General features: G+C 38.5%; 7 protein-coding genes. All 7 read right to left on the bottom strand.

What is annotated here, in order from left to right; translation table 11 throughout:
• Positions 1-157: 157 nt before the first annotated feature.
• A complete protein-coding gene (locus F9B91_RS02460) occupies positions 158-1,582 on the bottom strand; it encodes an NADP-dependent glyceraldehyde-3-phosphate dehydrogenase (protein ID WP_000199367.1) in 1,425 nt (474 codons plus the stop codon).
• 195 nt (positions 1,583-1,777) lie between these two features.
• Positions 1,778-4,063: a type I pullulanase gene (gene pulA / locus F9B91_RS02455; RefSeq protein WP_150922425.1), complete on the bottom strand. Its 2,286-nt coding sequence runs from the start codon at positions 4,061-4,063 to the stop codon at positions 1,778-1,780.
• Between the two features lie 153 nt (positions 4,064-4,216).
• Positions 4,217-6,175: an NAD-dependent DNA ligase LigA gene (gene ligA / locus F9B91_RS02450; RefSeq protein ID WP_150922424.1), complete on the bottom strand. Its 1,959-nt coding sequence runs from the start codon at positions 6,173-6,175 to the stop codon at positions 4,217-4,219.
• Positions 6,176-6,266: 91 nt separating this feature from the next.
• A complete protein-coding gene (locus tag F9B91_RS02445; RefSeq protein ID WP_150922423.1) occupies positions 6,267-7,445 on the bottom strand; it encodes an MFS transporter in 1,179 nt (392 codons plus the stop codon).
• A gap of 77 nt (positions 7,446-7,522) precedes the next feature.
• Positions 7,523-8,386, bottom strand: a complete 864-nt coding sequence (locus F9B91_RS02440; protein WP_150922422.1) for a MutR family transcriptional regulator — start codon at positions 8,384-8,386, stop codon at positions 7,523-7,525.
• Positions 8,387-8,423: 37 nt separating this feature from the next.
• Positions 8,424-10,091 (bottom strand): DUF2971 domain-containing protein, encoded by a 1,668-nt coding sequence (locus tag F9B91_RS02435; protein ID WP_150922421.1) that lies wholly within the window; start codon positions 10,089-10,091, stop codon positions 8,424-8,426.
• Positions 10,092-10,112: 21 nt separating this feature from the next.
• Entirely contained in the window at positions 10,113-12,014 is a 1,902-nt protein-coding gene (locus F9B91_RS02430) for an ABC-F family ATP-binding cassette domain-containing protein (RefSeq protein WP_150922420.1), read from the bottom strand.
• Between the last annotated feature and the right edge of the window lie 97 nt (positions 12,015-12,111).

The following is a 12,111-nucleotide window of genomic DNA, read 5'->3' as shown; positions in this document are numbered from 1 at the left end:
ACTGATGTGTTCACTTGTAAATCAAGAAATTTTCAGAAACGCTTTGAAAACGAATTGTTTTTTAATAATACTATCACAAAGTTCGTTATTTAGCTAACAAAAAATATAATTTTAAGTAAAAAAATAAATCAGGAAACGAATCTCCTGATTTTACATTTCATTTCACATCAAAAACAATGGATTTGACATTTGTCATCGCTTCAATACTATATTTAATTCCTTGCACTCCAGCGCCAGAACCTTTGACACCAAGGAATGGGAAATTATCTGGACCACGCTGGGTTTTATTATTTATATGAACTGTACCCACTTCAAGTTTTTCAGCAATTTCAAATGCTTTTTTGAAATCATTTGTAAAGACTGAGGATTGAAGGCCGAATTCAGATTCGTTGGCAAAGGCAATGGCTTCCTCTACACTAGCCACACGGATAATTGGTAAAACAGGACCAAATGGCTCTTCCCATGCCACTTTCATATCTTTTGTAACTTGGTCAAAAAGCACTGGCCATAGAAGATTGCCTTCGCGTTTGATTGGTGTAAGAGCCTGAGCACCTTTTTCTTGTGCATCATCAATCAAGCCCCAAATAAAGTCTGCTGAAGCATTGTCGATAACTGGTGTGATATCAGCATTGTCGAATGGATCGCCAACTGTTAATTTAGTAACCTCTGCTTGAAGCAAAGCAGCTAGTGTATCTGCTACACTTTCGATAACAATAACACGTTTAATGGCTGTGCAACGTTGACCTGAATAGCTAAAGGCACCCGCAACAATTTGCTTGGCAGCATGTTCCAAATCTGCATCTTCTAGTACTAAGGCTGCATCTTTCCCACCAAGCTCCAACATGATTGGACGCATACCAGCTAAACGACCAATACGTTCTCCGATAGGAGTTGAACCTGTAAAGTTGATGAAGTTGACTTCTTTGTGTTCAATGATATAATCCCCAATTTCTGAACCACGACCCGTAATGGTATTGAAAACACCAGCCGGAATCCCTGCTTCTTCAAACGCTTTAGCCAACAAGAGCCCAGAAATAGAACCTTGTGTTGGTGGCTTAAACATGACTACATTCCCTGCAATCAAGGCAGGTGCAATTTTAGAAGCAGATAAATTAACTGGATAATTAAAGGGAGCGATAGCCAGCACGACACCAACTGGCTCGCGACGAACAACGGCCAATTTATTTTTACTTGCTGCTTCAAAACCGCCACCTTCCATTGCTTGTCCAGTGATACGGAGACCTTCCTCAGCAGCATAGCGAATCAAGTCTGCGGTACGCACCACTTCTCCAATAGCTGCTTTAATTCCCTTTGCCACTTCTTTGGCAAGTATAGTACCAATTTCTTCCTTATCACGTTCTAAAATAGCTGCTGTTTTGTGCAAATAAGCCGCACGTTCAACTGCTGATAAAGCTCGCCAAGCTGGCAGGGCTGCACGCGCAGCTTTCATAGCCTCATCTACTTCTGCCTGAGTCATAGCTGGAACAGTCCCTAATTCTTCTTGGTTTATTGGTGAATAAATCGTAATTTCTTTTTCAGCTGATTTCCATTTTCCATTTACTAAATTCTGATATCTTGTCAAATTCTCGTCCTCCTGAAAATGATTAAGATATATTTTACCAAATTTTCAGAAAATTACAACCCTTTTTGCAATTTTTTTGAGATTATTTTCACAAGCTTGGTTTTTCAAACTATTTGAAACTTGATTCTAATCTTCATTGAAAACTTATAAATGATAAAAAGGATTAGACAATCTAACCCTTTTTAGTTTATGCATTTAAGAGAGTACTTTTAGCACTGCGACACTAGTATCATCAATGACATTTTCTTGTTTCGAACGACTATTGGTCACAAGCATTTCTAGATTTCCTGCATTTTCAAAGTATAAGGAAGTTCCCTTGGCATTGAATACTACCAATAGATGTTCTGGCCCCCCGTGAATCTCGTAAACAATCCATCCGCTATTTTCTGCAGCTGTGTGAACAAAGACATGACGGTAAACTTCTTCGTATGTAGGATAAGAAAAGGCGCTAGTCTGTGTTTTCAGTCGAATAATTTGACGGACAAAGTCAATGCTTTCTTGTCTTTCATTGATTAAATCCCAGTTTATCTGGTTGACACTGTCAGGAGCCTTGTAACTATTCATAGCACGTTCTCGGTCTGCCGAAGTGAGTTGTCCATGTTCACCCGTCGGAATTAATTTGGTTCGACCAAATTCTTGGCCAATTTCCATAAAGGACATTCCTTGCATGAGAAGGTTCATTACTGTCGCCGTCTCAACCTTGCGCATAATCTGGTCTGAACTTTGATCAGGATGAAGAGTCGCCAACAAATCATGAAGATTGTAATTGTCATGGGCTTCAACATAGTTGAGAACCTGGTTTGGACTGAGATAAGAACCCAATTCTCGGCTACCAAGAATGGCCTTGGCAATGATTGGTTCAGTGGCTGCACCACTTACAAATCCTGACTTGATTGCACCATAAACTTCTCCTCCTTTGACCGCATCACGCTGATTATCATTGAAGAATCCGATATTTGGCATTTGGTAGGCATTATCCTTCTTGGCCTTATCATAAGTTGCAAGACCTGTTCCCATATCCCAGCCTTCTCCATAAGTGATAATACGGGGATCAACCTCATCTAGCGCCCAACGAATCGCTTGCATGGTTTTGACATTATGAATACCCATCAAGTCAAAACGGAAGCCGTCAATATTGTATTCCTGTACCCAGTATAGAAGAGAATCAATCATGTACTTGCGGAACATTTCGTGTTCACTGGCTGTTTCATTTCCAACACCTGTTCCATTCTGGAAGGTACCGTCTGGATTCATACGATAGTAGTAATCAGGGACAGTTGTTTGGAAAGGTGCATCAACCGTTGAAAAGGTGTGATTATAAACCACGTCCATAATGACACCAATCCCCGCATCGTGATAGGCTTGAACCATGGTCTTCAAATCACGAATGACCTGCCCTGGATCATCTGGATTACTAGAAAAACTTGGTTCTGGTGCATTGTAGTTTTGAGGGTCATAACCCCAGTTATAGGTTACATTTCCATCCTCATCGTATTCCTTATGGCGATCAAAGATAGGCTGGAGTTGAACATAGTTGCAGCCAAGTTCTTTGATATAGTCAAAGGCGGTTGCTTGTCCGAATTGGTTTACAGTTCCAGTCTGGGCAGCACCAAGGAAGGTTCCACGGAGATGCTCTGCAACTCCAGAGGTCGGAGATTTGGTTAAATCTCGGATATGCATTTCACAGATAACTGCTTTACATGGATTTTCCAAACGCCAAGGCGCTTCTGTTCCATGTTTGACCACAAATCCTTCTACTTGTCTGTCTTGATGAGAAAGAATTACGGAACGTTTGCCGTCAGGACTTGTGGCAATCGTGTAAGGATCTCTCGTCACAGTCTGGTGGTGAGGAAAGTCAATCTGATACTGATAAGCCTTGCCAGCAAGATTTTCATCTAAGTCTAGACTCCAAACACCAATGGTATTGTACTTATGACTGTATGAATAGCTATTACCACGCTCTAGATTAAAGGTTTTCCAAATCGGAGCGTCGTTGCTGGTATTTTCGTAGACAACCACCTGTACAGCAGTAGCCGTAGGAGCCCAAAGTTTAAAGCTAGTCTGATAATCTGAAAGACTGTAACCTAGTTCTCCTTGGTAGCCCCAGTGGTGATCAAAACTAGCGCTATGTATTGCTCTATCAAAAGCAAATGGATTTTGATCTTTGTAGTAAGGACTAGCAATGGCTGGGTTTTCAGAATAATAAACAGTCTCGTCGCCCTCTAAAATCCAAACTTCTGTCAGAAGCGGATAGTAGTTATAACGCACGGAATATTCCTTAACTGTCCCATCAATCTCGACAGAAAACTTCAGGTTTTCTAACTTTTCTTGACTTGTAACTGTGAAGGAGAACTTTGCTCCAAAAAAGTTATTTTCATAATACAATTTTTCAACATTGTCCGCCTGTTTTCTACTAAATGAACAGGCTGCATAATCCCCGTTTTTTCGATGAAAATGGATGACTACAGGGTAATTTAACATTTCTTTTCCTAATTTCTAATTTTAATTTAATTTTTTATGTGGTGCTGATAGATTCAGCAATTTAATTTCTGACTCAAGATAGACTCAATTCATGTCAAAACACTTCAGGATAGACAGTTTCAGACTATCTAACATCTAGCCTTCTACTATTCTTTACAAACTTTCGAGCCAAGCTTCATCTCGAACTTCAATACCAAGTTCTTGTGCTTTTTGAAGTTTACTTCCAGCATCTGCACCTGCCACGACGAGGTCGGTCTTTTTAGAAACACTGCCAGTCACTTTAGCACCCAAACTTTCGAGTTTATTTTTAGCTTCTGAGCGCTTGAGCCGTTCCAATTTTCCAGTCAATACAACGGTCAAACCTGACAAGGCCGCATCTGCCACTACCGTCTGTCCTTTATAGTCCAGATTGACCCCAGCTTCTTTCAATTCTTTGAGGAGAATTTCAGAGCCTTCTGTCGCAAAATATGTCTGAAGACTCTTGGCAATCATACTACCCAGACTTTCAATACTAGCCACTTCATCTGAATCTGCCTGAGCCAGATTTTCAATCGAGTGGAAATGTTGAAGTAACAGCTGACTGGCCTTGCTTCCGACATGACGAATGCCCAAACCAAACAAGAGCTTTTCAGCAGAATTTTCCTTAGATGCTTGGATGGCCTGATACAGTTTAGCAGCAGACTTTTCCTTAACCCCCTCTAAAAGGAGGAAATCTTCTTCTTTCAAACGGTAAATATCCGCCACATCCTTGACTAAATTAGCAGCGAAAAGCTTCTCAACAATAGATGGACCAAGTCCTGTAATATTCATAGTATCTCGAGAAGCAAAGTGAATCAAACCTTCCATAATTTGGGCAGGGCAACGTGGATTGATACAACGGAGAGCCACCTCATCTTCAAAATGAAGCAAGTGACTGTCACAACTTGGGCAATGTGATGGAATATCTAGTTTTTCTTCAGAAAGACGTTTAGACTCTACCACACGCAAAACAGCAGGGATGATGTCACCAGCCTTATAAACGATAACCGTATCGTCTTTGCGGATATCTTTTTCAGCAATATAATCCACATTGTGCAGGGTCGCACGGCTAACAGTCGTACCAGCAAGCTGAACAGGTGTCAGATTTGCAGTTGGCGTGACAACTCCAGTACGACCTACTGTCCAATCAACTGATAAGAGTTTAGCTTCTTTTTCCTCAGCAGGAAACTTGTAGGCTACTGCCCACTTTGGAGCCTTGACGGTAAAACCGAGTTCTTCTTGGCTTGCTAAATCATTGACCTTGATCACCACCCCATCGATATCATAAGGCAGATTCTCCCGTTCCTCTCCTACTTCTTGGATAAAATTCCAGATTTCATCTATATTTTCAGCCAAGATTCGCTTAGGATTGACCACAAAACCAAGCTGTTCTAGGTGCTTCAAAACCTTTTCTTGACTATCACGAGTTGAAGGGCTGGCTTCTTGATAGAGGAAAGTCGCAAGATTGCGCTTGGCAACTACTGCTGTATCCAACTGTCGCAGAGTGCCTGCTGCCGCATTACGAGGATTGGCAAATTCAGACTCTCCATTTTCTTGGCGAGCTTGGTTAACCTGGTCAAAAGAAGCGCGTGGCATATAACATTCCCCACGAACCGTGATATCAAGTTCTTCTGGCAAGGTCAAAGGAATGTCCTTAACACGCTTAAGATTTTCTGTTATATTCTCCCCAACAGAACCATCACCACGTGTTGCCCCAGCAACCAAAATCCCCTTTTCATAAGTAAGCGAGATAGACAAGCCATCGATTTTCAGCTCACAAATATAGGTCGGATGAGCCACTTCCTTACGAACACGCGCGTCAAAAGTTTCAAGCTCCTCACGTGAAAAAGCATCCTGCAAACTATAAAGAGGATACTGATGACTGTATTTTTCAAAACCATCTAAAACCTTGCCACCAACACGATGGGTCGGACTGTCTGCTAGCACTTGATCTGGATAGGCAGTTTCTAACTCGACCAACTCTCGGTAAAGGCGATCATACTCACTGTCTGAAACCGAGGGATTATCGCTGGTATAGTACTCAGTCGCATAGCGATTGAGCAAGGCGACCAACTCATTCATTCTTTTATTCATAAAACTATTTTACCATAAATTAAGCCCTTCTCACAAACGAGAAGGGCGAAAAAACACTTAGATTGAAATTATTTTTGAAGTCCAAGCAAACTTATGTCTTTTTTTCAAAATGAGTTCGAACATATCCGAGAGCTAAGAAAGATAAGGCTACAACTCCAAGTCCAATAATCAAGAAAGAATAAAGATGGACACTTGGAAGAAAGGTCATCAAACCTTTCGCAATCGGCATAAAGAGAATTGCCAGTGTAAAAATGGTACTCAATACCCTACCCAGATATTCTCCATCAATCTTGGTCTGTACCTGTGTAAAGAAGTGAATATTAAAAATCGTCATAAAGAGTTCACAAATCAGGTTTCCAGAAAAGGTTAAAATATTGGGCAGTGGCAAACCCATCATGAAAACTCCTACTCCTGTTAAAATCAATAAGAACAAAAGTGTATTCATACTTGATTTAAATTTATTTGCTATCAGTGCTCCTATAATTGAGCCAATCGCACCCATGGTTAAGATAGTCGCATAAGCACCTTGTACTCCATATAGTTTATTTGAAAAAGGAAGCAAAAACTCAAAAGCTGCAAAAAAGAAATTAACGCTGGAAGCCACTAACAGGAGAAAGAAAATCTCTCTTTGATGCCAGATATAGTGTAACCCATCCTTGATATCTACAAAAATATCTCTCCCAGTAAAAGCCTTTTTCTCTTGAACTTTTGCTTCCTCTTTTGGAAGGAAAGCCACTAGAACAAAAGCAATGAAAAAAGTCAGCGAGTCTAGCAGTAGCGTCATATGGAGACTTGCAAATTGTAAAACAAGGAAGGAAAGAACAGGAGAGCTAACACCTACAACCTGCAAAACCAGCTCTAAGCGAGAATTATAGATCACAATCTCATCTTTCTCCACCACTTCAGTTATGATAGCTTTATTGGCTGTACGAGAAAAGGCAAAGGCAATCGCCTGAACAATGTTGGCAAAAATCAAAGCCCCAATCATCCAACTATCATTCCTTATGAAAGAAATAGCCAGACAAAGAATCCCACAAACAAGATCCGTCGCCATTAAAATCCTACGACGAGAAAAACGGTCTGAAACGACTCCGCCAAAAGGATTTACGAGAATGGATGTGACGAGTTCAGAAATCTGATACATTCCTAAAACTGTCTGCCCGATAGTCCCCATGGACGCCAACCAGACACTATTTCCATAATCATAGAGCATATTTCCTATCTTGTTTATAGCTCCTCGACTAATCAACTGTACTGCGTATCGATTCATAAAAACTCCTCTCAAATTTTGAAACTATTGTATCAAAACCGAAAGGAGCTTTTTATTTTTTCCCTTATTTGGGAAAATTAATCTTTGACAAATATCTCGTAGTGTTCCTGATAGTAGGCTACTTGCTCTGGAAGACCTAGTAGGTCAAAAATATGCATGGCTTCTTGCATCTGCTTACACCCTTCTTTACACTGTCCTTTTTGGTACAAGGAAAAGCCTTTTAGATAATGGAAAATATTACGCTCATAAAGCTTAATACCTTTACCAATAATCTTCTCTATATAAGTCTCAAAATAGCTTGCATTGTCAAAAGAAAGATGCTCTAAACAATGCTGATAACAATTGAGGGCCAAAATCAACACTAATCTCTTATGGCGCCCAATTTCTTGGTAAAACTCCTCCCTCTCCATAACTTCTCTACCAATCCGAGTGACATAGTCCACATCGTAGAAACTATAGAGGTTCCCGAAAAGAATCAACTCATACATGGTCCATTCTTCTGTTTTGAAGAGATAATCTGCTACCTTATCCAAATCATCCTGCTTCATCTCATAAGTCGAATCTCTTTGACAAATCAGACCTTGTAGCAAAATCCAGTTCAGCTCAAAATAAAGGGGATTCGTCGAACTATTAGCCTTTTCAAGTTGTTCTCTTTGAAGCTTTTGAAAACCTGCAATATCATTTGAATAGTAAAGAGGCACAATTTGTCCCATCATGGCAACATGTTCATGATTGTGAAAATTCCTTGCCTTGTCCATGAAATTTTCGATTGTGACATGAATGTTATCCAAAATCTCAAAAAAACGTGAGACTGCTAGGTCAGACTCCCCAAGCTCAAAGCGAGATAACTGAGAGGTAGAGCAGGACTCGCCTGCAGCCTCCTTTAAAGAATAATTTCCACTTGTCCGAAATTCACGAAATACTTTTCCAAGATGTTCCATTATTTACTCCCCTTTTTCAAAAATAAAACACTTTAAATTAACGATAAGAAATTTGTGACTTAGTTACTTCAATATTTCGATCAACGTATTTTATATAGGGAGCAATAAAATCAATATCATCGCATTTAGGACCAAGTTTAATTTTTGAATATTTTAGTTCCTCACTCAGATAAGTGAACAGTCTTGGAACTTCCATTTCTCCATATTTTTCAATTTGGATTTCGTCATCATTACATTCTTTAATCAGTCTATATTCTTGCTCATATTCATACTCAGATCCTTTAAATAAATATCTAACTATATCAAATTCTAACAATATTCTGCCTAGAGAATCCTTCAAATCGATTTCTTTAAGCTTTTTTTTTATTTTATTAATTTGTTCTAAAATAGCTTTATTATCATCAGATTCTAATTCTTTAGTATAGCACACTCGATAGAATTCTACTTTAGAACCATCAGTATCTGATTTCTTCTTAATTAAACTTTTTAAATAATCTCTATCATAGGTGAGACAAATTCCGGTTGCATTATCGGCATATTGTTTCCACATTGGTAAACTATCACTTAAACCATTTTCATCCGAAGATTTTGACATAGAGGATAAAAAAATATTTGTCGGTTCATAGTCTAGTTGCAACAATGTATCCAAATCAAATTCAACCTGATTTAAAAAGACAGAACCTTCGGTAGGATCATTTAATTGCCTAGCATTGCTCAATCTCAATCTGGAATAATTATTTTCAGTATTTTGGCTTTTCTTCACCAAAACATCAAGTGTAGAGAGAGAGGTATAATGAACTAAGTTATAATCTACAGAAAAATTTTCTAGGTCAATCCTTAAAAAATCTTTTATGCATTCAACCGCTTCTTTAATCTCTTTGATAGGTTCTTTATCTAAATATAAATCACGGTCTAATTCGGTTTTGTTATTATTAAGATATTTTATAAAACATTCTAGTTGTTCCTCGTTTAATTGTTGATTACTTCCATAGTTTTTAATCTCTTCAATTATTTTCTTAAGAATAGAAGTAAGATAATCTTTACTCCAAGTACTAAAAAGTTTTATCTGATTGAATAATCTCTCATACCTCTCAAAAGTCTCATCTTTTATAAACTTTTGAAATATTGTCGTAACTGAATTATCTTCAGAAAAATTTCCAATATTCAAATTTTCATCAATTTCTTTGAGGAATTCATTTAAATTAATAATTTCCGCACTTTTTGTTGTTCCATCATTTCTTAATAGAGCATATTTTACTCCTTCATTTTCTTTTATTTCTTCTGGTAAAGTTGTAACTGTTAAATCTCGAAATACTTTCAAAAACTTCTCATAATATTCTGGACCTAAATTATATAATTTTTGGTAAAAAGAAATATTCTGAGCTAATGAATAATACATCTCATTTAAGGATTCTATTTGATCATTACTATCACAAATATAAAAATTATTTCCTGATATATCATTTTCAATTTGAAAGAAGACGAACTTTCTCTCTTTTTGTTGTTCTTCTATTTTATGATTATAAATTCTATAGTTTCCCAAAAGTATCTCTTGCAAATTTTGATCATAATAGCAAACAGTAAATGTTATTAAATAATTATAATCATCCCAATCATTTAAATAAAATACAAAAGTATCTACATCTTTTTCTTTTTTTTCTGAATTATTATGATAAGAAGCATCGTCCCATTTTATCTTAAACAAAATATTACATTCCTTTCCATCTTACACCTGCTCTGATAATTCTTCCCACTCAAGCATAGCTTCTTCCTGACGATGGCTGATTTTGTCCAGCTCAGACTGTAATTCCATGAGTTTTTCGGCATCGTTTGTTTCCAACATTTGTTCAGAAATGGCTTGGCTTTGACTTTCTAACTCTTCGATTTCAGTTTCTAGACTTTCAATTTGTCTCATAAGTTTGCGAACTTCTTTTTGACTTTCTTTCTGAGCTTGATAGTCATTAACTGGACTTACTTCTTTTGCTTGATTGCTAGTTGAAGCTTCCTCAGTCTGAGTCATTTCTACTTCTGCTTTCTTCTCAACATAGTAGTCGTAATCTCCAAGATAGAGAGTTGAGCCATTTTCAGATAATTCTAGTACATGAGTTGCCACACGATTGATAAAGTAACGGTCATGGCTGACAAAAAGCAAGGTTCCATCAAAGTCAATCAAGGCATTTTCCAACACTTCCTTGCTATCAATATCCAAGTGGTTGGTTGGCTCATCCAGAATCAAGAAGTTGTTGTTTTCCATGGAAAGTTTAGCCAGAAGCAAACGCGCTTTCTCCCCACCAGACAGCATGCCGACTGATTTTTTAACATCATCTCCTGAGAAAAGGAAGGCACCTAGACGGTTACGGATTTCAACTTCCGGCGTCAGTTTAAAATCATTCCAGAGTTCATCAAGTACAGTATTACTTGGTGTCAGCTTGCTTTGAGTCTGATCATAGTAACCAACCTCAACATTAGCGCCAAAGCGCTTTTCACCCTTGATAAAAGGAATCTGGTCTACTATCGACTTGATAAAGGTTGATTTTCCAATACCGTTTGGTCCAACAATAGCAACAGCATTCATCTTGCGAAGGTCTAGATTGATAGGATCTGACAGTACTTCCCCATCATAGCCAATAGCTGCATTTTCAACAGTCAAAACAACATTACCAGACGTTTTTTCAGACTGGAAAGCCATGTTGGCTGCTTTCTTACCAGCTTCAGGCTTGTCCAAACGCTCCATTTTTTCCAGTTGTTTGCGTCGAGATTGGGCACGTTTGGTCGTTGAAGCTCGGACTAGATTACGATTGACAAAGTCTTCCAGAGCTGCGATTTCCTTCTGTTGCTTTTCATAGTTTTTTGCCTCAGTAGCTAGCTTTTGCTCCTTTAACTCAACAAAACGAGAGTAATTCCCCACATAACGATCCAAGGAATGCTTGGTCAAATCCAGCGTAATTGTCGCAACCTTGTCCAAGAAGTAACGGTCGTGACTGACAATAATGAGGGCACCGCTATAGTTTACCAAGTAATTCTCTAGCCAGGCAATGGTTTCGATATCCAAGTGGTTGGTTGGCTCGTCCAAGACCAAGAGATTGGGCTTTTCAAGGAGCATTTTAGCAAGTGCCAAACGAGTATTTTGACCACCAGAAAGCTCAGCAATTTTCATCTGCCACATAGACTCGTCAAACTTAAATCCATTTAAAATCGCTCGAATATCAGCTTCATAGGTAAAGCCACCTGCCTGACGAAAATTTTCAGATAAGCGGTCGTAATCTGACATCAGCTTATTCAATTCCTCACCAGACTTTTCACCCATCTCCAACTCCATCTGACGCAGTTGTTTCTCAGTCCGACGCAGGTCATCAAAGACATGAAGCATCTCATCGTAGATGGTATTTTCAGACTCAAAACGGCTATCTTGGGCTAGGTAAGATAGAGAAATATCTTTTTTCTTATTGATTTCTCCGCTAGTTGGCTCCTCTTCTCCAATTAAAATCTTCAAAAGAGTAGACTTACCTGCACCATTTTTCCCAACAAGGGCAATCCTATCACGTTCATCAACCTGCAGGTTGATATTATCAAAAAGAACCTCTCCTGCAAAAGAACGTTCAATTTTATTAGCTTGTAAAATAATCATACAAGTAGTATAGCATGTTTCCCTAAGGCATTCAAGACTTGATAAACCGACATATGACACCACTTTTATGAAAATTATGCTACCGTTTTACTAAAAC

This window comes from Streptococcus mitis (genome assembly GCF_008763935.1).
Lineage (GTDB): Bacteria > Bacillota > Bacilli > Lactobacillales > Streptococcaceae > Streptococcus > Streptococcus mitis_DB.
Note: the sequence above shows the minus strand (reverse complement) of the source record. Positions and strands in the feature narration are given on the sequence as shown.

Excerpts from the sequence above, each read along its gene's own strand:
- F9B91_RS02430 (WP_150922420.1), bottom strand. The coding sequence starts at position 12,014 with ATGATTATTTTACAAGCTAATAAAATTGAACGTTCTTTTGCAGGAGAG.
- F9B91_RS02445 (WP_150922423.1), bottom strand. The coding sequence starts at position 7,445 with ATGAATCGATACGCAGTACAGTTGATTAGTCGAGGAGCTATAAACAAG.
- ligA (WP_150922424.1), bottom strand. The coding sequence starts at position 6,175 with ATGAATAAAAGAATGAATGAGTTGGTCGCCTTGCTCAATCGCTATGCG.
- F9B91_RS02440 (WP_150922422.1), bottom strand. The coding sequence starts at position 8,386 with ATGGAACATCTTGGAAAAGTATTTCGTGAATTTCGGACAAGTGGAAAT.
- pulA (WP_150922425.1), bottom strand. The coding sequence starts at position 4,063 with ATGTTAAATTACCCTGTAGTCATCCATTTTCATCGAAAAAACGGGGAT.